Origin of the sequence: Desulfitobacterium hafniense DCB-2, from assembly GCF_000021925.1 — a bacterium.
In the GTDB taxonomy this organism is placed as follows: Bacteria; Bacillota; Desulfitobacteriia; order Desulfitobacteriales; family Desulfitobacteriaceae; genus Desulfitobacterium; species Desulfitobacterium hafniense.
In genome coordinates this window covers 3,278,709-3,303,867 of sequence record NC_011830.1, presented here as the reverse complement: position 1 = coordinate 3,303,867, position 25,159 = coordinate 3,278,709, and the positions used below count along the sequence as shown (strand labels likewise).

The following is a 25,159-nucleotide window of genomic DNA, read 5'->3' as shown; positions in this document are numbered from 1 at the left end:
ACACCGTTTCATTATATGTAAGCGTTGCTGATTTGTCATACATTTTCAGGTAAAACATATACTATCCTTTAACCGAAAATGAGAGGGGATGTCTGAATGAGCCGTATTAAAAACCTGCGTGAAGAAGCTTTAGAATTTCACAAAGTGCAACCGGGCAAGCTGGAAGTTCGTGTTACTGTTCCGGCCCAGGACCGGGATGATCTCACCCTTGCTTACTCTCCGGGCGTTGCGGAACCGGTCAAGGAAATTGCTGCCGATCTGGAAAACCTCGATATCTACACCAATCACGCCAACTATGTCAGCATCGTTTCCAACGGAACAGCTATTTTAGGTCTCGGTGACCTGGGTGCCGCGGCTTCTATGCCGGTTATGGAAGGTAAATCACTCCTCTTCAAAGCCTTTGGGGATGTTGATGCCTTTCCTCTTTGCGTAAACACAACCGATGTGGATAAAATTGTCGAGATTGTTGAATTAACCTCACCTACCTTTGGTGGTGTTAACTTAGAAGATATCAAAGCTCCCGAATGCTTTGAAATCGAAGAAAAACTTAAAGCCCGCGGTATTTTCAAAGGACCGATTTTCCATGATGACCAACATGGTACAGCTGTTGTTACTTTAGCCGGTTTAGTCAATGCACTTAAGGTCGTAGGCAAGAAAATCGAAGACATTAAAGTCGTCGCTAATGGTGCAGGCGCAGCGGGCATCGCGATCATTAAGCTTCTCATGAGCATGGGCTTGAAAAACGTGATCATGTGCGATACCAAAGGAGCGATTTACGAAGGTCGTACAGTAGGTATGAATCCTTGGAAAGAAGAAATCGCTAAAGCAACCAATCCTGAGAAATTCAGCGGTGATCTTGCTGGTGCTTTGGTCGGTGCCGATGCCTTCATCGGAATTTCCGCGGCTAATGTCCTCAATGAAGACATGATCCGTTCCATGGCTAAAGATCCCATCGTCTTCTGCCAAGCTAATCCTATACCGGAAATCTGGCCCATCGAAAGAGCGTTTGAGGCCGGTGCCAAAGTTATTTCCACCGGACGCTCCGACGTGATCAACCAGATCAATAACGTGCTGGCCTTCCCGGGAATGTTCCGCGGAGCGATTGATGTGCGGGCCACCGATATCAACGATGCTATGAAAGTTGCTGCTGCCTATGCCATTGCCGGTATTGTCAAGGATGAAGAACTCAGTGCCGATTATATCATTCCCAGCACCTTCAATCCGGAAGTTGCTCCTGCAGTAGCGGCCGCAGTCGCTAAAGCAGCCATAGATTCCGGCATTGCCAGACGCCCCATGGATCCTCAGGAAGTTGCTGATGGACTTAAAAAGAGATTAGCAAACCAATATAAATAAGAATCCAAAAACCTTTGAGCGGGGAAGAGATGGCTTCAAACCATCTCTTCCCCGCTTTTTTATATGCAAAGGAAATTTATCCTGAATAAATTTTAGAAAGACATTGAAATTTTCTGTATTTTGAGGTAACCTATTGGCATGGTGGCCTGACCAAATGAGACGATAGGGAGGGCCGGGTTTTAATAGAGAGAGAAATGAAGAAGGGGTGTGCCTGATGGAAGATTTAAATCATTTATATGAGCGTTTTCAGACGAAGCTCCAAGCTGTGTCCGGCGAGAGTCATCGTGTAAAAACTCTCAAAGAGGCTGAGGAGCTTATTGCTCAAATCATGAAAGAAAAGGGAATTGAAAGCGTAGCAATGGTGAATTCTCCCATGGCTGAAGCGATGAACTTGCCAGAGAAGCTTTCAGCTCACGGGGTAACAGTATACATGGAGCGCTATCCGGAAGTTACTCCTACGGTGGGCGCAGGGATAACAGAAGTGAAATGGGCTGTTGCCGAATTAGGGACCTTGATTCAATATGCGGAAGATGTGAATGAACGCCTTTGTTCCTCATTTACTCCCATACATATAGCCTTAGTTCAAACCTCGACTCTGCTGCCGAATCTGATGACTGCTCTGGCCACCGTTCATAACGAACCCAGAATTCCGGGGTTTGTTGGTTTTATCACAGGTCCCAGCCGGACTTCGGATATTGAACGTGTCCTGACCATCGGCGTTCACGGCCCTGAGCAGCTGGTGGCCGTATTTGTGGATGAACAGGCAGGGGAGGGTGTAGTCAATGGCTAATGCACATTTTAAACAAGAAATCGAGAATGCCCTGGAGAATGATATCCTTAGAGGGGCATTAGGCCGTTTCGGGGATGTCTATGGGAAAAACCGGGAACAAGCTTACCAAGGGTATGATTTTGCTGCCCTGCGTGAAAAAGTGGTCGAAGTAAAATCCTATGCCGCCGAGCATTTGGATGAGATGATTGAGCAATTCGAAAAGGCTGCCACAGCGCGGGGGGCTAAGGTTTTTCATGCCGCAACAGGTGACGATGCCAAACAATATATTATCGAGCTGGCCAAACAACAAAAGGTTAAAAATATTGTCAAGTCCAAATCCATGGCTTCTGAAGAAATTCATCTCAATGCTGCTCTGCTTAAAGAAGGCTTTGATGTTCAGGAAACAGATTTAGGGGAATGGATCGTCCAGTTAGCAGGGCAGAGACCTTCCCACATGGTAATGCCGGCTATCCATATGACCAAAGAGCAGGTTGCAGACACCTTTAATAATAATCTCAGCTATACCAGCGATCCGGTGATCGCCAAATTGGTGAAGACGGCCCGCCAGGAAATGCGCAAAAAGTTCGTGGAGGCGGATATGGGCATTTCGGGAGCCAATATCGCGGTGGCTGAAACAGGCACCCTGATGATGATGACCAATGAAGGAAATGCCCGCTTAACGGCTACCTGGCCTCGTGTCCATGTTTTCCTGGTCGGGTTGGAGAAATTTGTCCCGAACTTTGAAGATGCGGGATATATCCTGCAGACCCTGCCCCGGAATGGCACAGCTCAGCAGCTTACCAGTTATGTAACCATGATCACCGGCCCTAATCCTACTTATTATCCCGACGGTTCCATAGAAGATAAAGAATTTCATATTATTCTTATGGATAATGGCCGGCGCAAAATGTATGCCGATGAACAATTCAAACAAGTGTTCCAATGTATCCGTTGTGCGGCCTGTTTAAACGTTTGCCCGGCTTTCCAGCTGGTAGGCGGACATGTTTACGGACATATTTATACCGGGGGTATCGGCACCATTTTGACCGCTTTCCTTAATTCGGAAAAGGATGCCGAGAATCCGCAGAATCTCTGTCTCCAATGCGGCAAATGTACAGAAGTATGTGCCGGTAAACTGGACATCCCGGGAATGATCCTGGAGATTCGCAATCGCATCGGTGATCAAAAGGGTTTGCCCATGACTCCGAAATTCATTCTGGATGTGGTCTCTAACCGACGCCTCTTCCACTCTTTATTGCGTGTGGCCTCCAAGGCCCAGCTGCCTTTTTCCAAAGGTCAGCCCACCATTCGCCATTTGCCTTTCTTCCTGTCAGGACTGACGGAAAAGAGAAGCCTGCCCACGATTGCCGATGTTCCCTTCCGGGATGTGATCAAGAAGATGAATCAGGATGTTAAGAATTCTAAAGGCACCATTGCCTTCTTTGGCGGTTGCCTTGTGGACTTTGTCTATCCCAAAATCGGGGAAGGTGTCGTCAGGGTTTTAAATGAAAAAGGGTATAAAGTAACTTTCCCGGAAGGCCAGTCCTGCTGCGGGGCTCCCGCATCTTATATGGGTGACCGTCAAAACGCCCGCAAATCAGCGATCATGAATATCGAGGCCATGGATGCCGAAAAAGTGGATTATGTGGTTTCGGCCTGCCCCACCTGTACCCATGCTTTGATTGACAGTTTTAGAGAACTCCTGGCCGACGATCCGGCTATGCTCAAACGTGCCGGAGAGCTCAGCAGGAAATCCATGGACTTTGCCAAGCTTCTGACCATCTTAGGCGGTCTTGAAGAAGGGGGAGACGGAGTCCCCTTAAAGGTTACGTATCATGATTCCTGTCACTTAAGACGGAAAATGGGGGTCATTGAGGAACCGCGGAACATCCTTTCCAATATCAAGGGTGTCGATCTGGTGGAAATGAATGAGTCGGATCGTTGCTGCGGATTTGCCGGCTCTTATTCCATCAAATTCCCGGAAATGTCCGGACCGATTCTGGAAAGAAAACTTCGCAATATTGAAGCCACCGGGGCGGATGTTGTGGCTGTGGATTGCCCGGGATGCCTGATGCAGATTAATGGCGGATTGGATCAAACAGACCTGAAGGTCAAGGTAAAACACACCGCAGAGTTGCTTCTGGAAAAACGCCAAAAGCAAAAATAATTTTAAATAACCGGTGGAAAAGGGAAAGATAAAAGGAAGCACTGCTCTCGTAGCCGTGCTTCCCTTAATTATTATTTAAGTAATATTTCCTAGAAATGCAGATTTTGTGGTAAAATAAAACTATCGATTAACAGGGAGCTGGGAGAAACGATGATTAAAGCTATTCTTTTTGACTTAGATGGAACCTTAACCTTAATGGATCAGGAAGAATTCATGAAAAACTACATAGGACTTTTGGCTCCGCGATTTAAACAGTATATTTCCCCTGATAAATTCGCCAAGCAGCTCAACCGTTCTACTGAGGTGATGATCAAACAACCTCAGGAGGGTAAAACCAACCTGCAAACTTTTTTTGCTGATTTTACCAAAGCGACCGGGTTGACTTATCATACATTATGGCCGGTTTTTGAAGCATTCTACACCACCGACTTTCCGGCTTTGCGTCTTTTAGTCAAGTTAAATCCCCATGGCAAAGAGGCGGTAGAGACTGCTTTACAAAATGGCTATACGGTAGCTATTGCGGCCAATCCGGTTATGCCCTTGATAGCCATCGAAGAGCGGATTCGCTGGGCAGAGTTATCCCCCCAAATCTTTTCGGTCATTCCGTCTATAGAGTCCTTTCATCACTGCAAGCCTCACACAGGTTTCTATGCCGAATTAGCTGAGCATCTCGGCCTGCAGCCCAGTGAATGCCTTATGGTTGGCAATCATCCCGTAGAGGATGTGGCTGCTCAGGAGATTGGCATGCAGACATTTTATGTAGGTGAGCCTGTGGAGGGGATTCAGACAACCTACCAAGGGGATATTTCTGATCTGACCCGCAAGATTCGGGAAGGAAGTCTCTAGTCAAAGTGAGGGAGCTGGAATGGGAGTATTTGTTCAGCAGGTGCCGTCAAGGGTCTTGAATACTGCAGAATCAAATCATGTACCTAAACATATCCGGGGTGTCCTTGAAGAGTTTTTAAGAAGATATAGTGAGTTGCAGAGGGTAAGACATCGGGAGGTGGCTTGCTTGATGGCTGTTATTTCATTTGGTTTTCTCAGCCTTTGGGGCATGCTCTTTCCCAAGTACCCGGCGATTTCTTTCTGGCTCAATAGCTTGCTGCTGGTGGGATTTATTCTGACTCTCGTCCAGTATGTTAAAGTGCGCAGAGTATCCCAGCATGTTTATATAAATGTTCATATTCTCTATCATCATCTGTTAGGGAAGCTGGAAGTTGGCTTTTGTGAGCATGAGTCTCCTTGTCAATGTGCTGAGATCTTCCGCAAATACATGTGGAACCGGTACGGGATTTCATTTTATGGGAATTCCATCTAGCCTTACTTATTATTGGATGATGAAAAAGGGAATGGACATAATATAAAGGTATTCTCTCAGAGGATAAAAATCAAAAGTTAAGCTAATGAAACCATGAAAGGGAGGAATTATGATGCAAAAGTATGTATGCACCATCTGTCAGTATGTCTATGATCCTGAAGTAGGAGATCCGGATTCCGGAGTAGCTCCTGGCACAGCTTTCGAGGATATCCCCGAGGATTGGGTATGCCCCACTTGCGGTGTAAGCAAAGATCAATTTGAAGTATACGAAGATTAATGTTCCCGTATAAAAAACCTGTCACATTTGACAGGTTTTTTGCAATTTTATGGTTAAACCTTACAGACCCTGACCGGGAGTAAGGCAAAATCTTCATCGATGAAGATTTTGAATTCTTTTCGCCCAAGGCGATGCCCGTCACCAGTCCGTACTTCCTGGTGAATTTTATTTATTTTCCCGGACATCTACTATAGTCTATGCGGTTGGATTATGGATGTGACAACACATCCATATTTTTCTAAGTTATTCGGGATATTTAAATATGCTCATTCTCCGTTCAAATAAGACTCCATGACCCGCCAGGAAATTGAGTCATTATTTATAGTATATTCCAGCAGCATATAGCCGCTGATATGGCCATCTTCAAAATAAGCAAGGACCCATTTATCCGTAAGGACATGAATATCCTCCGGAAAGTAGAAGCCCATCGTTCCGCCCAGAACCCCGTCATAGGGAATCAGTTCGGGATGCTGGATCAGATCGTCCGTAACATCTTTAAGCTTTCCGTTAAAACCCTTTCTTTGCAAGCTATTTATGATGTGCGAACCATTCACCGAATTCAAACCATCCGGCTCCCACAGGCCAAGGGTTATACGGTGATGATCGGCATTGAGGACAAGATAGCCGAGGATGTCCGCCATCTCTTCTTTGGTGAAATCCGTGGTGTTCATTTGATAGACCGCCAGGCAGGTTAGGTTGGGAATCCCCGCCAGCCTTAAATTGATAAAGTCGATGCTGTCGCTGGCCGCGTCAAGATTATAAATCTCGCTTTCCGGCCTGTTTTTGTTTAGCCCATTTGTATCATTGTCAAATACCGTAAAATAAGTATGGTCATTGCTGGTCAGCTCTTTATTTTTCCAGACGTACAGCTCCGCGCTTTTTTCCGGGTAAGGATTCTCAAAATCTACAAGAGCTACGCCACCCATACCTTGGCCGGAATTCGCTATGATCCAGGGTTTTTCTTTATTCTCCCTGACCAGCGTAAAGCCGATATATTGGTTCTCTCCGCTGTTGTAAGGAACCTTGGTCCCGTCATACTGAACATTGAGATAAGCATCCACCAAAGCGATCTTTTCTTCGGTCAAGCCCATCATGACGGCAGCTTCGCCGCTTAAGATAGTTTGGATATGCTGCTCGTTCCGGATGGCCTGGATGCTGTTGATCTCAAGGCTGATGACACCAAAATCGTTTTTCATGCCTTCCAGATGCTGCTTTACGACTTCTAAAGCCGCATTCTGATCCGCCTGACTGAGTACGGCAGTATTTCCTATCTGCGGATTGCCGCAGCCCGCGCATAAAAATAATGCCAGGATCAGGGTTAGCCATACTCTCATACCACTCACCTCCTTGGGAAATTAATCCTTCAGTGTCGTATCCCCTCGAGATTAGGCACTATTCTAAGGGCGAAAAGTAATTGATGATTGCTATATAAAGCGGATAACCTATTGCAGCAGCAATCATTAGAAGGCACCACAATCCCCCCAAATAATACGGTCAGACCAGCTTCTGACCGCAGTTGGAGCAAAAATTGGCACCATCGGTCTTCTGGCCGCAGTTGGGGCAGAAATTAGGCTTTATTAAACCGGGTTCGCTGCCACCTTGGGGTGCGTGGCTGCCTCTCCCTTGGGTTTGCTCCCTCTGAGGACTGGTCACGCCCTTGATCATTTCATTGGCCATCTGCATCCCGATAGCCATACCGGCCATATCGGCTGCGGTACTGCCGCCCTGTCCTTTGCCGCCGGCGATTCCGTCCAGTACGGATACCTGCTGATAACGGCCCATATCGCCAATCATAGTGTGGGAGGCAGCTTTGGCAATCATTTGCTGGATTTCTTCGGGATAGGTGAAGCTCATGATGGTAAGCTGGCTTACCGTGATGCCCATATCGTAAATCTGCATATCCAGATCCGTTTTCAGGCCGTCAGCGATAGCGAAGGAGTTGGACTGCAGATTGAACATATCCCTGCCTTCCTGGACGATCCATTTCATCAGAAGCTGGTCCAGCAGCGCCATGATGCGCAGCCTGACATCCTCCACCAGGAACGAATCCTTTACCCCCGCAATTTTGTCAATCAATTTAACATAATCGTTGACTTTAAAAGTAAATGTTCCGTTAGCACGGATGGGAATACCACCGGGAAGCTGGGGTGTGGGAATGTTGATGGCACTTTTGGTACCCCATTTTGCCGTAAATTCCTTGGTGTTGACAAACAGCACCTCAGCGCGCATCCCTGAATTGAACCCGAATTTAAAGCCCTGGAGGGTAGACAGAAAGGGGATAATCTGGGACTCGATGTCATAATCGCCCTCGTCTTTAAAAATTCCCTCTATCCTGCCGTTAAAAAGGAAAATAGCATCCTGCCCCGGGCGGATAATCAGCTTACTGCCTCGTTTGATTTCGCGGTTGTGCCATTTCCAGAAGATCATGTCCTCGCGAAATTCTTCCCACTCCACCACATTGGAAAACTGTCCTGAAAAAAATCCCATGTAGTTTCCATCCTTTCTATGCTAAAATCGCGTTTTTAATTCAGTATTAGAAGCTTCGGCCGCCGCCGCTGTGGGAATGACCTCCGGGAGAAACTCCGCCGCCCCCGCCGCCAAAACCGCCTCTGCCACCACCAAAGCCGCTGTTGTTGTGCTCGTCCTTTTTCGGTCGTCTTACTTTAGTCACGGTGGTTCGGATATACTGGTCACTGTGGTCAAGCAGACGGGAATGTGCAGGATCGAGATAGGTGCGATTATTGGTCGTGACCCTGCCTCCGGAGCGGGCCGCCATAATGCTCACCGCTGCGGCACCGATCACCGCCGCCAGGCCAAGCTGGAAAAAGGTATTGAAGAAGATGGAGTCCTCCTGTTTGTTGTATCCGGCACCGTTGCCTTGGGGCGGGTTATAATGGGGGGAGCCGCCAGGATTTACTCCGGGGGAACTTTGGACCTCCTGCCGCATATAATAAGCAGCCTGTTCCGTATACCCGAGCATGGCGTCAAAGTATTTTCCCTCAGCCAGCTGTGGGGTAATGTCATCCAGGATGTATTCGATCCGTTGATTATTCAGATAGGTTTGGGCTATGCCATAGCCTTGGATTTCCACACTGCGCGCACCGGGTGTCATATTCAGCAGCAGCAGCGCCGCCGAAGGGTACACACCGTCCCCATCGGCGACCTTGGCATCATAGAACTCCTCCAAATAGAGCTGCGGGGTTTTTCCGCCCAGATCACTGGCTGTCACGATAACAATAGCGATGTCGCTTTCCGAGCCATATTGCCGGCAGGCTTCCTCCAGGGATGCGCGCTCGTCTTCAGTGAACAGTTGTGCGTCGTCAAAAATGTGTTGATCCTGCAAGGCTGCCGTCACGCTGCCTGGATAGACGGCGTAAAAAACGATGACCAAAAGCAGTGCAAGCTTTGCCGCTCTTTTGCCCATTATAAAACCCCTCCTCCCAGCAACATGGCAATAATTTTAATGATGACAAAGGATGTTGTGCTGATGCCGGCGAACCAGGCCGCAATTTTTCCCGGACTGAGGGGGGGCTTGCCGACGATTTTGCCGGTCTGGCCGTTCATGGCAAAAACATATTCCTTCTGACCATAGTCATAACGAACCATCCACACGGGAAAAAGGGCGTAATCGGCCTTTTTTTCATTAATGTTGATATTTTTGCTGATGAAGTTGGTGGTGGTATAGCCGCTGATGGTGGAGTTGATATAATCGGATACATAGCCCTCCACTCGGGCGCGCACCCGGGGGAACAGCTCCCGGTTGTCATAGTCATACTTTTCAGCCAGAAAACCAGCCAGATAGGGCATCATGAAATCCTTTAAGCTGCCATAATCATAGGGCTCCAGTTTATCCATCAGGGCATCGTCCATCTTCTGTGAGGCGTCCACAGGCACTTGCAGATAATTCAGGTCAACAGTGCGGTGCACATGAAAAAAGCTGGTTTCTGTGTAGTTATAGTCGGCGTCTGAGTAAGCCCTTACTTTAGTGCATTCCGCCGTGGCTTCTCCCCAGCCATTAAGATCATACAGCCAGAAGGGCACATAGATGCCGGTGATGCCCTTGATGCGGTTGGCGGACATCAGCTCCTTGGGGGTAAGCAACCCCTTTCGGCACCATTTTTTAAAGGCCTCCTGGGCCTGCTGGCGGTCGATGGCAAAGGGAATGACCTTGGCGGGGGCAAAACTGCCTTGAAGGCGGTCGTTCAAAACAACTGCCGCATTGCAAAAACTGCAGGAAGTGGCCACAGTGTCTTTGTCAGTGATCAGTACCGCACCGCAATTCTGGCAGTGGTATTGATTGACTGCGCCCTCGGCCCAAGGGATATGCCCCTTGGAAGCCGCAGTTCCTGGGTTTTGGGCATCGCCCTGTTTGGGTATCTCTTCGATGCTCTGATCAGTACCGCAGCTGTCGCAATGCAGCATGCCGCTGGTACTGTTAAATGCCATATCCGCTCCGCAATTCGGGCACTTATAATGTACCACCATGGATTCGTCTGCTCCTTTCAGCGCTGCTTCTTTTCCTGGAACATAGTTCAAGTCTTTGAGGTGTGATGCAAAAAAGAAGCTGCCTCGGATGATTTCTTCTCAGGCAGCTTCCCCCATAATTACTTATTTAAGCTGGCTTTTAAGGCGGCAAGCTCATCATCAATGCTGGTATCAGGCTCTGCATCATATTTGGCCGCCAGATCCTTAATGGAAGACTGGGACGACTTGTTCAGCTCAGCCATGGCTTTGGCTTGGTCCAGGGCCTTATCCGCCAGCGCTTCATACCGCTCAAAGCTGGCCATTGAATCGTTGGCACCTGAAACCGAGGACATCATTTTGTTCATGCGGTCCTGGGTCTTCGCCGCAGCCAGTTTGCCCTTAATCATCTCCTTGCGGGATTCCAGTTCACCGATATCCCCAACCAGCTTATCATGCATTTCCCGCATATGGGCAGCGTTGGCCTGGGCAAGATTGCAGGCTTCCTGCAGTCCGGTCAGCTTGGCTTGCAAAGAGGCTTTATGGGTCAGAAACTTTCTGGCATCCGCTTCATTGCCAGCTTCCAGCGCTTTGAGCGCGTAAGACTGCATTTTTTCAATGTCGGCATGACATTCATCCAGCTCTCTTTGAGCGCGCTGCTCTTCCGCCATAATGGTGGCGGTTTCCGACTTGACCTTGCCCAGATCGCTGTTCAGGTTCCGCAGGCACTGCTCGATCATCTTTTCCGGATCTTCCACTTTATCAAGCAAGGCGTTGATATTGCTTGACATAATCTCTTTGAATCTCCCCAGAATACTCATGCGTTATTCCTCCATCATCCTATGATTTATTGTATTGGGGGCCTGAAAACCCCATTCAGCATCGTCTATAGCGCTATATTATGTTTATGTTAGTTCACAAATATTATATCACGGGCAGAGTAAGGCATCAATCATGGGGAATTATTTGCAATTTATCAATAGACATAGAAAAAAGCCGCTTCGCTGAGTTTTGATCAGGAGGGCGGCTTTCTGTCTGTGTCAAAGCAATTTAGCTTATAGTATCGGAAGGAAGTTCATAGTCAGATCCTGGTTCGCCGGTGTCCCGATAGATGGACATATCCCTAGCGGTTTGGACCGGCTCAAATTCACCATTATCCGTTACGGCAGCCCGGGCAGAACTTGATTCTGCCGTATTGCTTTCGGCACCGGGCATGGACATTGGATAGCCAAGTGCTGCGCTATCCTGACCGGCCATTGCAGCGGAGGTCATCTCGGAGGTCGTATCGGCTATCCTATCGCGGTCAGGATTTTGACCATTTGGTGCAGGTGTGGGAGTCCCTCTGAAAACGTCTTGATCTTTCAAATTTATCACCTCAAGACCATTATGAGCTTTTCCCGGCATGATTATGCATTCTATAAAGCAAGGACGGCAGCTTCATCCCGATCCAGTTTGTCCATGCAAAGCTTTAAGCGCTGAAGCAAAGCCGGCTCCTTAACTGCATCCCTCATCTGCCGCAGCAGGTCAATGGTGCGGCGAATAACTGAGATAATATCCCCTTCATCCAGATTGGACAAACGCTGAACTTCAGCAAAGGAAACCCCTTGGCTCCAGGAATAGACGATGACCGCTACCCGAGGATCATAGCGGACAGATTCCGGGCCGCAGACACTCTGAATATAACGGACTAAATCCTGCAGCGGAGTCCAGTCCAGGACGGGGAGCCTTTGAAAGTAATCGTTCTTGCGGGCCTCAAAATCAATGGCCGATAATAAGGCATTCAACTGGTCATCGTCTAAAGTTTCCATAATACCTGAAAAAATCAGCTCCGTGACCAATAATTCCTGAACATAAATATGACAGGCACATTCACCGCGGGGAAGCAGCTCGTCCTCCCGGATGTACCCCATTTGGATTAATTGATTCTTCTTAAACTGGAATTCATTGAAAAAGAAGTTCTGATCCGGCAGGGTTTTCAGATCTTTACGAATTTCAATCATCCTTTGCTGCAGCTTTCTCCGTTGTTTGCTTTCCTCCTCGCAAAGAGCCAGCTTGGCGTTGGGGCATTTTTGCGGGGTTGTGGCCAGAAGCTTTTCCCAGTTTTTAATCTTGCGTGCCATTTCCCGGCCATAGACCCGGTTTTGGCGGCGGGGACCCAAGGCTTGATAAGCCCGTTTGAGACGATCAAGTTCTTTCTTTTTCGGCAGATATTTCACAGGGCAGGCATAAGAGTCGGTGTGCCGGCACACATGCTCCCCTTTGCCGTTGAATTGCTCCTCCAGTTGAGCCAGCTCAGCAATCAATTGACCGTGAGTATGCAGATTGCTATGGGCGGCAAAGCTCTTTTGAAAGTAAATCTGGATTTGTTCATAAGAAAGGGTGGCCTGAAGATTGAGGACCGTGTTATAGCTTAATTTAAATTGGCTGGTGAGGGGCTCCAGGCGGTTGATATTGAAGCGGGGGGGAGGGCTCTTTTCCATGTAATTCAGATCGACTAAAGCAAAGGAGTAGCCCCGTTCATCCAATCCCCGGCGTCCGGCCCGTCCGGACATTTGGAAGAATTCATGATTGGCCAGGGGGCGAAAGTTGCGGCCGTCGAATTTATTCAGGGTATCAAAGCAGACGGAGCGAACAGGATAGTTAATGCCAACGCTGAAAGTTTCGGTGCAGTAGAGAACATGAACGAGGCGTTTGAGGAAAAGCTCCTCCACCAACACTTTTTGCGAGGGCATCAGACCGGCATGGTGAAAGGCGATCCCTTTGACAGCTAAGCGCCGCAGCAGCCTGGTGGAGGGGGACCAATCGCTTTCCGGTCCGAAATGCTCCAGGAAAGCGTCCTCGACCTGCCTTTTTTCCTGAGGGTTTAAATAATTGGTGAGGTAGGCCAGTTCAGAAGCCTTATCAGCACATTGCTTGCGGCTGAAAACAAAATAAAGGGCGGGGAGGTATTGCTTTTGGATTACTTTGATTAAGTCCAGGTGATTCGTAGGGGCAAATAAACTGCCCTCTGTGGGCGGTGCAGACTGGATCTGTTGGCGATAATACTTCCAGAGCTTCTCGTAGTTGACCAGACCGGTATCTCTGGAAAAATAATAGTATTCTAAAGGCACAATGCGGCGGTTTTCCTGGATTAATGCTACATCTTCCTGACGTATGGTTCCGATCCAATCCACCAATTGCTGGGCATTGGCGATAGTGGCACTGAGGCCTAATAATTTCATATGGGGAGGAGCTAAGATAATCGATTCCTCCCAGACCGTACCCCGCTCTTCATCATTAAGCCAATGAATCTCATCAAAGATGATGTAGGACACCGATTCTAAGGAGGGATCATTGGTGATCACCTGATTGCGGAAAATCTCAGTGGTCATGATCAGCAAAGGAGCTTCCGAGTTCAGCACCACGTCTCCCGTTAAAATTCCCACCTGATCTACGCCAAAAAGCTGCTTATAGTCCTTAAACTTTTGGTTGCTTAAGGCTTTAATCGGGGCGGTATAAATAATCCGGCGTCCTTCGGCCATGACTTTTTCCACGAGGTAATCGGCGACAAGAGTCTTTCCCGTACCGGTGGGAGCTGCGACAATGACAGATTGCCCTTCATCAATAGCATCTAAGGCTTCTTCTTGAAACCGATCCAAAACTAAGCCGTGGTATGTACGTTCAGACACGAAAATCAACTCATTTCTTCCAGGAGTTTTTCTCATTTTAGCAAACCCTTATTCCAGGGTCAAATTATGGCAGGATTTCCTGCAAAAAATGGCATGAGGAAGGCGATAAGCCCATATGATGAAACAAGAACTGGCCAAGGGGGGAGTCTGAATGTCATTGCGCCTAGAGGCCGAACAAGCTATGGGGCTTCGCTTCCCGGAGAGAAATGGCGAGGCGGTCATTCGTTTTGAGGAAACGATGGAGGTGCCCCATGGGGCTGAAGTGCTGATGCGGGGTCTTTATCGTGATCCCGACGATATCAAAAAAGGATTTAAGAACCTCCACCAGGAGACAGCCACCCTGCTGGAGCTCCTCATGCCCCGCCGCGCCCGCCTGAAGGAGTGGCTGGAAGAACTGCCTGAACAGCCTAAAGAAGCAGAATCTTTTTTACGCGAAACATCGGAAAAGATCCAGCATCAGGATCGCAAAGTTTCTCAACTGGAGCATGAATTGATATCTAAATTAGTGGAATCCGGCTTAGAGGATTTATTCCCGCTGCCGCTATCGGCCTTTGCCACACTCTCTTACACTGATCCTTGCGCCAAAATCTTCCTGAGGCCTTTGGGAAGACTTGCCGAGATACTTAAATTAAGCCCCGAGGTTTTGCGGCAAGTGGTGCGGGTCCATTTTCTGTACAGCTTGCTTATTCTGGCAGGTCAGGATTTGGATGGCCAATCCTGCCAACGGGGCAATGAGGATGCCATTCTCATCGGCATTGCTTCCTTTTTTACCCTCAAGCATCTGAAGAAACATCCCCCCGAATTTCAACATTGTTATGGGGAATGGGTGAAGGCTTGGGGCGGAAAAAGTTTTCTGCGTTTAATTGCCCAGGAAAGCAGTGTAGAAAAAGTAAGAGCCGCCATGATCTTTTGGCGGCGCAATCCCGAATTATCCTGGGATAGTATTTGGAATGGTCTCCAGTCCTTTGAGCTGGAAAAGATCACAAGCCCACGGCCTCTTTCCTCATGGCCAGTCCGCTAGTTCGTGGGGGCGAAGGATTTCCATGCGATCTTCATTAAGACAAAGGACGCCTGATTTTTTCCACTGATTGAGGGTGCGGTTGACCAGTTCCCGTGAAGTACCGATCATACTGGCTAAGTCCTTATTGGTCAGGGTGGCATCGTAGTAAATAGGCTCACCGGGTGATGAGGCCGGCTTAGCCATTCGCAGCAGCAGCATAGCCAAAATGCCCGCCGTGGACCGACTGGTTAAGATCCGAATAAACTCTTGATTCATCCGCAAACGCATATTGAGCTTGCGAATGAGAGCAACGGCCAGGCGGGGGTGATTTTCGAGAATCTTAACCATGCCCTGATTGGAAAGCACCAGGAGGGTGCTTTCTTTAAGTACTTCCGCCGTGGCCGGATAAGAACCCGGTTCCACCAAGAGAATTTCGGCAAGGCTGTCCTTGGGGCCGCACCAATCGAGGATTTGTTCATCCCCATTGGGCAAGGTCTTGCTGAGCTTGACCTGGCCTTCTAAGATAAAGTAAACCTGGGAGCCGATCTCCCCTTCAATAAAAAGGATCTGGCCTTTTCTGTATTTGCGGGTTTTAAATTGAGGCAGCAGCGGAAGCAAATCCTCGTCCGCCAGAGATGAAAACAAAGTAAACTGCCTGAGAATTCGCGGGTCAAGCAAAGCGGATACCTCACTTTTAATTCAAATAAGATTTTCACATGGTATCGCGGCAGCGAATACTAATAATAGTAGATAGCTTTATTTAAAAAGCGGGGAAGGGATCTATAGCAAAATTTTTAAAGGAGAGTTGAGATGGAAAGATCAGAAAGCATTCCCATCGAGGTTCAGTTTACGGCTAACTCACCTTTTAAAATCACCGCGTTGATCATTCAATTCCTGGTCATCGTCTTGATTATAGTATGTGGCAGTGAGTGACTCGATCCGGAGGAAGGAATAAGCAAGATCAATGTGAAGGCGTATCCGCCACCTGCTTGGCAGCCAGAACAATAGCGGAAAGAACCCGGGTTTTGTCCGGCAAGGAATCCAATTCCAAATGGGTAAGTATTTCTCCCCGGAGGGAAACACAGTACCTGCTGGGCAATTGATTTAAAGTAAGGGCTTTGATATCGGCCTGGCAGCGTTCACAATCACAAGGTAGTTTGAATTTTTGCATATACTCTTTGAGGACATGCTGCACCACATCTTCGGTGTGGTTTTTTAATTCGTACATCTTTCTACCTCCCTAGTCAATGGTTCTATTCACTCTTATAATAGATGGAATTGAGTTTAGGCACAAGAGAATTTGCAAAATTCTTCCCAATCCATCCTGAGCCATTGCCAACACTATTTCAACACTATTTATTAATGAGAAAAATAAGGAAAAATGTACACATGGAGAAGAGTTTGGGGTAAAATACCACTGGGCCGCATTGTGAAATGAGGGAAAGATATGCAGAAGATTAAACTGATTGCCACCGGGGGGACGATTGCCATGCGCAAGGACTCCTTTGGCAAGACCGTGCCGGCGGTTACCGGACATGATCTTTTAGAAAGTATACCGGAATTGCAGGAATCAGCCTTTTGGAATGTGGAAGAATTCAGCAATGTCGCCAGCTGTAATTTTAATCCGGAGCGGATGCTTCAGTTGGCACGGCGTGTGGAAGAGGCTTTCGCCGATCCCGACTGCATGGGGATCATCATCACCCACGGAACGGATACCTTGGAGGAAACGGCTTATTTTCTGGAGCTTACAGTCAAAGACAGCCGGCCGGTCATATTGACAGCCTCCCAAAGAGATGCTTCAGAGAGAGATTCTGACGGCCCCCGAAATTTACATAACTCCATGCGCATTGCCATGGATCCCCACGCTAAGGAACGAGGGGTGTTGATCGCTCTCAATGAAGAGATTCATGCCGCCAGGGATGTGCGGAAATTACACACCAGCCACGTGGATGCTTTTAGTTCCGGCGAAGTAGGTTCATTAGGAAGCATTGACCATGACGAGGTGTTATGGCATCGCAAACCTGAGCCCTCGATAAAATTTGACCTCCCTGAAAAACTGGCCAAGGTCATGATCTGCAAAGGCTATACCGGCATGGATGGAAGAATGCTGGAATGTATGGTGGATGCTCAAGTGGAGGGAATAGTCATCGAGGCCTTTGGCCGGGGAAATCTCCCCCCGGAGGTTGTTCCTTCGATAGGGAAGATTACGGCGGAAAATATACCCGTGGTCATTACGTCACGTTGTTTATTTGGACGAACTGCTCCTATTTACGGCTATCCCGGCGGCGGAGCAGAGCTTCAACGCCGGGGGGCACTTTTTGCCGGAGATCTTTCTACAGAGAAGGTTCGTTTGCTCCTGAGTATTGCCCTGGGGCAGAACGTTTCCCACACCCGGCTTAAAGAGATTTTGAGTCGTGGCGGAGTAAAGTAGACAAGCCAAAGATAATCCATTACAATCCTAATGAAGGATTGCTGTGGAGGCTATGAAAGCGAGGAATTACTCATGGATTTTTCCGGTAAAGATAAAGCTGCTTATGTACAGGATACGTTTAACTCCATTGCCAAACGCTATGATGTTATGAATACTCTCATGAGTTTCGGTTTAGACAAGGGCTGGCGCAAAAAGGCCGTTCAGACGGTCGAAGCAAAGCCTGGCATGACTATGGTGGATATATGCTGTGGCACAGCTCAGCTCTCTTTGGAACTGGCTATGACCGTGGGAGAGCAGGGGCATATAACCGGCTTGGATTTCTCTGAAAATATGCTGAAAAAAGCTCAGGAGAATTTAGCGGGTTCTCCTTATCGTTCCATCATTGAATTGCGGCAAGGAGATGCCATGAATCTGCCCTTTGCGGATAATTCCTTTGACGGGGCTACAGTAGGCTGGGGGCTGCGCAATCTGCCTGATTTGGAAAAAGGGGTTCAGGAGATGATCCGCGTGGTCAAGCCGGGCGGTATGGTGGTTTCCTTGGATATGGCCAAGCCAACCATGCCGGGGTTTAAGCAGGGGTATTGGCTCTATTTCAATAAACTCGTTCCCCTGATGGGAAAAATCTGGGCCGGGAAAGCCAAAGCCTATCAATACCTCCATGATTCTGCCGTAGAATTCCCGTCACAACAGGAGTTAGCCAATATCTTTGCCCGTTGCGGTTTGACGGAAACCCGCTATCAAAATCTTGCCGGTGGGGTAGTGGCTATTGTCAGTGGCCGTAAACCCAGATAAGAGGCGGAATAATAAGTACATAAGCAGTGGTTTCAAAGTTTTACTCATGAATTTATGCTAGAATAATAGTAATGAAATTTACGAGGTGATGACATTGGCAGAAATAACAATCGGTGTCAAGGGAAGAGCGGAAAAAATTGTGGATCAAACCAATACGGCCAAAACCATGGGCAGCGGGTCGTTGGATGTTTTCGCTACTCCGGCTTTGGTAGCGATGATGGAAGAAGCCGCAGTGAGTGCGCTGACATTGTCAGAAGAGCAAAGCAGTGTCGGTGTATCCCTGGATATTAAACATACGGCAGCCACTCCTTTGGGCATGAAAGTGTGGGCTAATGCCGAGCTGGTCGAAGTCGATCGTCGTCGCTTGGTCTTTAAACTGGAAGCATACGATGATAAAGAACTTATCGGTTCCGGAACCCATGAGCGTTTTATCATCGATGTGGAAAAATTCATGATCAAGACCCAAGCCAAAAGCGGAGAACGGGAGTAATTGACGTGGAAAGCTATGTTACAGTCTTCGAAAGTTCAACATGGGAGCAAGTCATTGAGAAATCCCGTTTCATTGGGGTTGTTCACCCGGTACAGAACCTGGAAGAGGTGGAGCAAAGACTTCATGATATCCGTCAAAATTACCCTAATGCCCGGCACTATGTTTATGCCTATCGCTTGCATCAAGGAAAACTGGAAAAATCCACTGACGACGGAGAACCTCAGGGCACCGGCGGCCGACCAGTGCTTGACGTTCTGCAATATCGTCAGATCTGGGATGTACTCATTGTGGTCATTCGGTATTTTGGAGGCGTTCTCCTTGGCGCGGGCGGATTGACACGAGCCTATGGAGGGACGGCACGCCAACTGATGGATAAGGCCTCCATAGGGCGGCTGGTACCCCATCTTATCTACGAGATTGAAGCAGGCTATGATTGGTATGAGCCGTTGAAATATTGGTTTAAACAGTTTTCCTGGGCCACCGGCGAGGAAGAATTTCTGGCTACCGTCAAGCTTCAAGTTTACATTCCCTGGGAGGAGAATCAGCGCTTTCGAGAGTGGCTGGCTGATTTTGCCGATCAGAAAATTGTTCCCCGGGAAATAGGGAACACCTTGTGTCCGCTGTCCAATGAACTTTAAGGTTCATGGGGCTGCGGTCTTTTTTTCTCAAATTCCCAAACGTTTGGGAATTTGAGGCTGTACAAATCGTCAGACTATTTTTAATATAAGAAAAAAATAACTTTCACTTGTCAATGCATTTGTTTTCACATATAATATAACTAAAGTTAGTGCATTAAATAACGAAGTTTATATAGAACACCTTGTCACTACTTAAATAACCAAGTGGAGGAGGCTGAAATTATGTTAGGTTGGATTGCCATGTTCATTCTGGGTGCGTTTTTATTAAGCTGCGGAGTGGCTGTTTTTGCATCTTGTCGTCAGATCTTTAATGTGACTTTTAATTCCTTTAATACTCCAAAAAGAACCAAAAAGTTTGTTAAGCCCGCACAAGCTTAACTATCAACTGAAAAAATAGGCATAGGCCGTCCTCCCAAAGGACGGTCTATTTTTGTTGCCCGCTCTCTGTCCTTTGACGCATACTTCCTTTAGCCAAGTGGTACATTAAGGGGATAAGGAGGAGAGCCATGCTTACTTTAGCTCATTGGGTATTCCTTTTCTTTATTCTGATGATTATCGTAACCTTATTCTTTCGTAAGCCCCCGATTCTTCCGGCAGCCATCGGCTTATTTGGGGTGGGACTGGCGGAAAGCCGCAATGGGATCGAGGCGGTTCAGATATCTTTTCGAGCCCTTATCCTGGCCACAAGCAATCTTCTCGGGGTCATTGTATTGATTGGGCTGGTGGTCGCCCTTACCCAATTATTGCAAAAAACCAAAGCAGATCAAATTTTAGTGCGGCCTCTGCTGAAGATAAAATCCATGAGTTTGGCCTATTGGGCGGTGGGGATCACCATGTGGGTATTGACCCTCTTGATTTGGCCAACTCCGGCCTTAACTCTTTTAGGCGCAGTTGTGGTGCCGATTCTGGGGAGAATTGGCATTCATCCTCTGGTGCTGGCAGCAAGCTTAGCCATCTTCGGCAAAGGTATAGGACTGTCCGGTGACTTTATCATTCAAGGGGCCCCTTCCTTAGTGAGCAAAGCCACGGGAATTCCCGTAACGGTTCTGCTTTCAGCATCTTTTCCGGTGGTCATCTTGAGCGGAATCTGCGGAGCGGGTTTTGGCTATATCGCTTTAAGGTTTTTTTTAAGTGGGGAACAAGGGGCGGCAGATTACCCAAGGTCCGAACCCGGCTCTGAACCCTTACAGATTGCCCATGAACGTGGCCGGCTGTTGGCTGGAATAATGGCTTTAGGATATACAGGAACTGTCTTCATGATTCTAATGTTTAAGATTCACGGTGATGAAGCCAGTGGGTTAATTGGTGGGGTTACTCTGCTCATCTTATGCATTTGCACTGTGCTTACGGAGGGAAAGAACGCTTTCAGTCAATTTATTAATTACGTCAAGGACGGCTTGCGTTATGCTATGGGAGTCTTTGCTCCGATTGTGATGATGGCCGGTTTCTTTTTTATGGGAACAGCCGCGGGGAGTGAACAGATTTTTCTTAAGGAAGGAGCGGGTTTCTTTTATGATTATACAATCCTGCTTGCTGAATGGATCCCGCTCACTAAGTGGACGGTGGTTGGGCTGGTCACCTTTACTGCGGTCCTTGCTTCCTTGGATGGGTCCGGCTTTTCCTGTCTGCCTCTGGTGGGGGGAATGGCGATAGCCCTAAGCCAGGTTTCGCAAATACCGGCTGTTCCTTTAGCCGTTCTGGGCCAGGTGGTCGGAATCTGGACCGGTGCGGCATTAATTCCCTGGGGATTTGCAGCCGTGACATCTGCAGTCGCAGGTGTGGATGTCCAACGGCTCATGAAATATATCCTGCCAGCCTATCTTGCCGCAATTCTCACGGCTCTGGGGTGGACTCTGTTTCAACTATGATTTGAGAATTGTACAAAAGAGAAGGAGAAACTAGGTTTATGTCGAATATACGAGATAGTATAAGATAATGAGGGGGGAGCAGAAGATTTCGTTATATTGGACAACAGTAATACTTGTCAGTGCTCCCTTTATCGTAATCACGACTCGGATGGCCTACAGATTCAATTTAAAAAAATGGGAAGCTGCATTGGTGTCGTTTTTGATGATCGCTTTTGCTCTGGTTTTTCCCATTGTTCTTCGTCGTGAAAAAGTTCTTCACTGGCTCTTTGGCGCCTGCGGCCTTCTTTTGTTCACCGTGGGGATAACAGCCATCAGAAACCGCTCCCAATCTCCGCCTGAAAGCAGCATCATTGTGGATGAACCGAAAGAAGACGATATGTTCTGTCCGGACGAAGCTGCTATATCCCACCAGGAGGAAGTTGCCATATCCTATCAGGAAGAAGATACGGTATCCCTTTCCGCGGAAGACGGCCCATCTGATCCGGTGGAAGAAAAGAGAGCCGACACACCTGAGGTTCTGCTGCCGGAGCATGAGCAGGAAGCAACTGAAGAAGAAGCTGTTAAAGAAGAAGCCGGTGATGCTGAGCCTATGGAGATTTTCGTTGAAGATGAAGAATCTGTGGAAACAGAGGCGAACCGATGCGAAGAGGCGAGCTTACTTGAAGAAGTCACCAAGCTTGAAGAAATCAGGCCTGAGGAAAAGAGCATAAACCACGACATTCCCTTGGCCTCCGAGCCGGTTGAAAAAACTGAGCCCCCGCTTATACATATGAAGGAATTCAGCCTGCAAGAGTTAATTGAAAAAGGGTTTCAGGCCAAAGAACAGGAGCGTTTCCACCTGGCGGCGGAATGGTTTATATTGGCCTTAGACCAAAAGCCATCCTATGATATCGCTTTTTACCTCATTGTGGAGACCTGTGAGCATTGGAAGAATGGCTCCTCTATTTATGATGCGTTGGATAAGGTTGCCCCTTATATCAATGAGTATATTCAAAATGCACCCCCGGAGTGGAGAACCCAACTGATGGAATGGCTGGACAATGAAAATCTACCTGTTCCAGGGGAATTTAGGAAGGATTGATTAAGTAGATGAAGGCAAGTGTTGAAATCAAAGGTTTACGGATTATTAGTATATCAGAGGGCACACAAGTGGGGACAGTTAAGGACTTCATTTTAAACCCCCAAAAGGGAAGCCTGGATTTTTTTGTCGTCGATCAGCCCTCTGATTATTTTGGGGCGAAAGTCATTGCTTACGCTGATATTGTTGGTTTAGGGGAGTTTGCTTTGACTGTTCCTAATCCCGACGTGATTCAAAGTGTGGCAGGCAATAATGTGGCTCAGGAACTGATTAAACAAGGTGTAGAAGTCATCGGAACAAAAGTGCTGACCAAAAAAGGAGCATTGAGCGGCGAGGTTAAAGAGATTCTCATCGATGAAGAGACCGGAAAAATTGCCCAATGCCTGTTTACGGATAATCAAGGTGAAGAGCATCAGGTAGCCGGAGAGCAAATCATTACTTATGGTAAGGAACTTTTAATTATCGAAGGGAACCCTGGTGAAATAAAGGCAGAAGCAGTAAGCGAACCTGTAAGCACTGTAAATGTTGTAAGTCCTGTAAGTCCTGTAAGTGCTGGTCCTGTGGAAGAGCAGGTGCCTCAGGCAGTCGCTGTTCCAGTTGAAGAAACTGTGACGGAACAGCAAAATGAAGTAACGGAGTTTAACCTTTTTGAGCAGCGTCAATTACAGTATTTTGTGGGTAAAGCCGTAGTTCAGGATATTGTTTTAGATAATGGTGAACTTTTGCGCGCCGGTGAGCCTATGACTGAAGAGACAATTCGTCAGATTACCACGCGGAACAAATTAATGGAAATTACATCGTTACTCCATAAAAACTAAGTTGTGGTTATGCTATGTTAAGAAGGAAACCATGGGTCTTTCTTTTGGTAATTTTATTTAGTCAGCTTAGCTTATCTATACTTTTGGGGGCTACGGTAACCTACGGTGCGGGTTATGCGAAGGCACCCGAGGGGTTGACGGTTTGGGAAAAAGATCTGGGTGGGATGACCAAGGATGAGGCCTATGCAGTCCTTGCCGAAGTAATCCCCAAGGCAGTCGTCTATGACCGGACGGTTTATTTCTTGGAGCTAAACCAAACCGATCAAGATCTAAAGGACTATCTGGCAAGTCAATACATCATTTCCACCGGAAATGTTATTACGGATGCCTTTGAGTACCTGCACAGAATGTCAAGGACTATCCCGTCTCCTGAGTTACTCAATCAGGAGGAAGTTCTTGCTCAGCTCCGCAAGTTCGCCCTGGATATCGATCAGCCGGGTAAGGCGGCTGAAGCCTATTATGAGAATGGCGAGATCGTCATCGAAGAGGGCAGTTTGGGAGTCAGACTTGATGTGGACAAATCATGGGAACAACTGCAGCAAAGCATAGGCATGGAGACGGTGCCGCTTGTTACGGAGGTCATAGTGGTTCACCCTACTACGGCCGAATTAGAGAAGGTCAAAGATCCCTTGGGGGATTACACCACCTATTTTAACCCTTCCTTTCATGAACGGGTTACCAATGTACGGCTTGCGGCTGAAGCGATCAATGGACTTATTCTTCCGCCGGGTGGTGAATTCTCCTTTAATGATACGGTGGGAAAACGTGAGCCTGAAAGAGGGTATTTGCCGGCTTTAATGTATATGGGCAATAGAGTTGTCACAGATGATGGCGGAGGGATTTGCCAGGATTCGACCACTCTTTATCAAGCGACCAAACAGGCCAGGCTGGAAGTGCTGGAAAGATACAGCCATTCTCTGCCGGTTTCCTATGTTCCGTTGGGGCAGGATGCTACGGTTGCTTATGGAGCGCTGGATTTCCGCTTTCGGAACACGACTCAGGGTTATTTGCTGCTTAATGCAGCTACAGGCGGCAATTGGATTCGGGTAAGAATTTTCGGTGTGGCCGATTCTGAACACCCTGCCCTTGACGAACCGGACGGTTATCCTGTAAAACCCAGAGAATGGTCAAAGTAATAAGCAATATAAAAAGTTAATGATACAAAAGCCGCCCATTGTGAGCGGCTTTAATGTTTAGGTTCAATTACCTGTAGTTTTCAATCATGAGTTTCAGGGCAACCAGCAGAGACATGGTGATAAAGATGGGTTTAATCAGGGCGCTGCCTTTACGAATGGCCAGAGTGGTACCGATTCGGGAACCCAAAAACATGGATAAGGCCATCGGGATTCCGTAAGCATAAATGATCTTGCCGCTTATAGCGAAGAGAATAAGTGAAACAAGGTTGCTCACGAAATTAAGGACTTTGGCATTGGCCGAAGAGACAATGAAATTAAAGCCATAAAGAGTGATATAGCCAAAGATTAGAAAAGCGCCGGTTCCCGGACCGAAAAATCCATCATAAAACCCCAGTGCAAAAGCAAAAAGGAAGCCCCAAAACCGCTTTAAGGGAGTTACTCCTTGAAATCTATCCTCAACCCCCAGATTCTTTTGCCACAAAGTGTAAAAACCCACTAAAAGAATCAAAACCGGAACGGCTTTGGTTAATAAATCAGCAGAAAGGTGCAGGACAGACCATACCCCAAAACAGGTTCCCATTAATGTAAAAGGAATCTGCCATTTAACCACGGAAAAAAATACTTTTCCAGAGCGGGCATAGGTCATTGAGCTGGTCAGAGAACCTATGGTTGAGGCAAATTTATTGGTTCCCAAGGCATGATGAGGAGGAACACCAACCAGCAGCAAAGCGGGGAGGCTGATTAATCCTCCGCCTCCGGCAATAGCGTCGATCAGAGCGGCTATAAATCCGAGGATACAGAGCAGGATAATGTCGTCCAACATAAAAGTCCTCTTTCTTATGAGAAAATTTTGTTCCGATATACCGCTTCAGGCGATTTAAAAAAAACTGCTAAT

27 protein-coding genes are annotated in these 25,159 nt (G+C 47.6%); 17 read left to right on the top strand and 10 right to left on the bottom strand.

All coding sequences use genetic code 11. The features are described from left to right. Positions 1–96: 96 nt before the first annotated feature. The 6 genes from DHAF_RS15380 (at position 97) to rd (ending at position 5,884) form a co-directional block, all read left to right on the top strand. Positions 97–1,353 carry an NAD(P)-dependent malic enzyme gene (locus DHAF_RS15380; RefSeq protein WP_011459944.1) on the top strand — a complete coding sequence of 419 codons (1,257 nt, stop codon included), beginning with the start codon at positions 97–99 and terminating at the stop codon, positions 1,351–1,353. 214 nt (positions 1,354–1,567) lie between these two features. Then, positions 1,568–2,143 (top strand): LutC/YkgG family protein, encoded by a 576-nt coding sequence (locus tag DHAF_RS15375; protein WP_015944374.1) that lies wholly within the window; start codon positions 1,568–1,570, stop codon positions 2,141–2,143. Next, positions 2,136–4,289 (top strand): L-lactate dehydrogenase (quinone) large subunit LdhH, encoded by a 2,154-nt coding sequence (gene ldhH, locus DHAF_RS15370; RefSeq protein ID WP_015944373.1) that lies wholly within the window; start codon positions 2,136–2,138, stop codon positions 4,287–4,289. The genes DHAF_RS15375 and ldhH overlap by 8 nt, the downstream gene beginning before the upstream one ends. Positions 4,290–4,439: 150 nt before the next feature. Continuing rightward, complete coding sequence (locus tag DHAF_RS15365; protein WP_015944372.1) at positions 4,440–5,135, top strand: HAD family hydrolase; 696 nt, start codon at positions 4,440–4,442, stop codon at positions 5,133–5,135. Positions 5,136–5,304: 169 nt separating this feature from the next. Next, a complete protein-coding gene (locus DHAF_RS15360) occupies positions 5,305–5,607 on the top strand; it encodes a hypothetical protein (protein ID WP_242659891.1) in 303 nt (100 codons plus the stop codon). Positions 5,608–5,719: 112 nt separating this feature from the next. Then, positions 5,720–5,884, top strand: coding sequence for a rubredoxin (gene rd, locus DHAF_RS15355; protein WP_011459942.1), 165 nt, complete (start codon positions 5,720–5,722; stop codon positions 5,882–5,884). A gap of 266 nt (positions 5,885–6,150) precedes the next feature. On the opposite strand, the gene DHAF_RS15350 is transcribed toward rd, so the two are convergent. The 7 genes from DHAF_RS15350 to DHAF_RS15320 all read right to left on the bottom strand — a co-directional run bounded on the left by DHAF_RS15350 (position 6,151) and on the right by DHAF_RS15320 (position 14,049). Continuing rightward, positions 6,151–7,218, bottom strand: a complete 1,068-nt coding sequence (locus DHAF_RS15350) for a DUF4829 domain-containing protein (RefSeq protein ID WP_015944371.1) — start codon at positions 7,216–7,218, stop codon at positions 6,151–6,153. Between the two features lie 160 nt (positions 7,219–7,378). After that, positions 7,379–8,371 (bottom strand): SPFH domain-containing protein, encoded by a 993-nt coding sequence (locus DHAF_RS15345; protein ID WP_015944370.1) that lies wholly within the window; start codon positions 8,369–8,371, stop codon positions 7,379–7,381. Positions 8,372–8,417: 46 nt separating this feature from the next. Beyond that, a complete protein-coding gene (locus DHAF_RS15340) occupies positions 8,418–9,308 on the bottom strand; it encodes a TPM domain-containing protein (protein ID WP_015944369.1) in 891 nt (296 codons plus the stop codon). Next, the gene (locus tag DHAF_RS15335; protein WP_015944368.1) at positions 9,308–10,369 is read right to left on the bottom strand and encodes a TFIIB-type zinc ribbon-containing protein; all 1,062 of its coding nucleotides are present in this window, start codon (positions 10,367–10,369) and stop codon (positions 9,308–9,310) included. The genes DHAF_RS15340 and DHAF_RS15335 overlap by 1 nt, the downstream gene beginning before the upstream one ends. 119 nt (positions 10,370–10,488) lie before the next feature. After that, positions 10,489–11,166 carry a PspA/IM30 family protein gene (locus tag DHAF_RS15330; RefSeq protein WP_015944367.1) on the bottom strand — a complete coding sequence of 226 codons (678 nt, stop codon included), beginning with the start codon at positions 11,164–11,166 and terminating at the stop codon, positions 10,489–10,491. A 229-nt stretch (positions 11,167–11,395) separates the two neighbouring features. Beyond that, positions 11,396–11,719 (bottom strand): hypothetical protein, encoded by a 324-nt coding sequence (locus DHAF_RS15325; RefSeq protein WP_242660005.1) that lies wholly within the window; start codon positions 11,717–11,719, stop codon positions 11,396–11,398. Between the two features lie 41 nt (positions 11,720–11,760). Next, entirely contained in the window at positions 11,761–14,049 is a 2,289-nt protein-coding gene (locus DHAF_RS15320) for a DEAD/DEAH box helicase (RefSeq protein ID WP_015944365.1), read from the bottom strand. Between the two features lie 115 nt (positions 14,050–14,164). On the opposite strand from DHAF_RS15320, the gene DHAF_RS15315 reads away from it, so the two are divergent. Continuing rightward, a complete protein-coding gene (locus DHAF_RS15315) occupies positions 14,165–15,034 on the top strand; it encodes a hypothetical protein (protein WP_015944364.1) in 870 nt (289 codons plus the stop codon). Here DHAF_RS15315 and DHAF_RS15310 read toward each other — a convergent pair. Next, positions 15,017–15,691 carry a Crp/Fnr family transcriptional regulator gene (locus DHAF_RS15310; protein ID WP_015944363.1) on the bottom strand — a complete coding sequence of 225 codons (675 nt, stop codon included), beginning with the start codon at positions 15,689–15,691 and terminating at the stop codon, positions 15,017–15,019. The genes DHAF_RS15315 and DHAF_RS15310 overlap by 18 nt on opposite strands. Before the next feature lie 132 nt (positions 15,692–15,823). On the opposite strand from DHAF_RS15310, the gene DHAF_RS26600 reads away from it, so the two are divergent. Then, positions 15,824–15,946: a hypothetical protein gene (locus DHAF_RS26600; protein ID WP_005813004.1), complete on the top strand. Its 123-nt coding sequence runs from the start codon at positions 15,824–15,826 to the stop codon at positions 15,944–15,946. Positions 15,947–15,974: 28 nt separating this feature from the next. Here DHAF_RS26600 and DHAF_RS15305 read toward each other — a convergent pair whose 3' ends face one another. Beyond that, the gene (locus tag DHAF_RS15305) at positions 15,975–16,241 is read right to left on the bottom strand and encodes a late competence development ComFB family protein (protein WP_005813007.1); all 267 of its coding nucleotides are present in this window, start codon (positions 16,239–16,241) and stop codon (positions 15,975–15,977) included. 219 nt (positions 16,242–16,460) lie between these two features. Between DHAF_RS15305 and DHAF_RS15300 the strand changes: the two genes are divergently transcribed. The 9 genes from DHAF_RS15300 (at position 16,461) to vanW-I (ending at position 24,264) form a co-directional block, all read left to right on the top strand. Then, positions 16,461–17,444 (top strand): asparaginase, encoded by a 984-nt coding sequence (locus tag DHAF_RS15300; protein ID WP_015944362.1) that lies wholly within the window; start codon positions 16,461–16,463, stop codon positions 17,442–17,444. Positions 17,445–17,516: 72 nt separating this feature from the next. Next, a complete protein-coding gene (locus DHAF_RS15295; protein ID WP_015944361.1) occupies positions 17,517–18,236 on the top strand; it encodes a demethylmenaquinone methyltransferase in 720 nt (239 codons plus the stop codon). Between the two features lie 94 nt (positions 18,237–18,330). Beyond that, positions 18,331–18,726: a thioesterase family protein gene (locus DHAF_RS15290; RefSeq protein WP_015944360.1), complete on the top strand. Its 396-nt coding sequence runs from the start codon at positions 18,331–18,333 to the stop codon at positions 18,724–18,726. A gap of 5 nt (positions 18,727–18,731) precedes the next feature. Then, positions 18,732–19,364 (top strand): YigZ family protein, encoded by a 633-nt coding sequence (locus tag DHAF_RS15285; RefSeq protein ID WP_015944359.1) that lies wholly within the window; start codon positions 18,732–18,734, stop codon positions 19,362–19,364. Between the two features lie 222 nt (positions 19,365–19,586). Further along, on the top strand, positions 19,587–19,742 hold the full coding sequence (locus tag DHAF_RS26120) for a hypothetical protein (RefSeq protein WP_005813017.1): 156 nt from the start codon (positions 19,587–19,589) through the stop codon (positions 19,740–19,742). Positions 19,743–19,870: 128 nt separating this feature from the next. Beyond that, on the top strand, positions 19,871–21,232 hold the full coding sequence (locus DHAF_RS15280) for a hypothetical protein (protein ID WP_015944358.1): 1,362 nt from the start codon (positions 19,871–19,873) through the stop codon (positions 21,230–21,232). A gap of 190 nt (positions 21,233–21,422) precedes the next feature. After that, positions 21,423–22,313 carry an MFS transporter gene (locus DHAF_RS15275; RefSeq protein ID WP_242659890.1) on the top strand — a complete coding sequence of 297 codons (891 nt, stop codon included), beginning with the start codon at positions 21,423–21,425 and terminating at the stop codon, positions 22,311–22,313. Positions 22,314–22,321: 8 nt separating this feature from the next. Beyond that, positions 22,322–23,128 carry a PRC-barrel domain-containing protein gene (locus DHAF_RS15270; protein ID WP_011459933.1) on the top strand — a complete coding sequence of 269 codons (807 nt, stop codon included), beginning with the start codon at positions 22,322–22,324 and terminating at the stop codon, positions 23,126–23,128. Positions 23,129–23,142: 14 nt separating this feature from the next. Next, on the top strand, positions 23,143–24,264 hold the full coding sequence (vanW-I, locus tag DHAF_RS15265; protein ID WP_005813024.1) for a glycopeptide resistance accessory protein VanW-I: 1,122 nt from the start codon (positions 23,143–23,145) through the stop codon (positions 24,262–24,264). 67 nt (positions 24,265–24,331) lie between these two features. On the opposite strand, the gene DHAF_RS15260 is transcribed toward vanW-I, so the two are convergent. Further along, positions 24,332–25,087 carry a TSUP family transporter gene (locus DHAF_RS15260; RefSeq protein ID WP_005813026.1) on the bottom strand — a complete coding sequence of 252 codons (756 nt, stop codon included), beginning with the start codon at positions 25,085–25,087 and terminating at the stop codon, positions 24,332–24,334. Positions 25,088–25,159 lie beyond the last annotated feature (72 nt).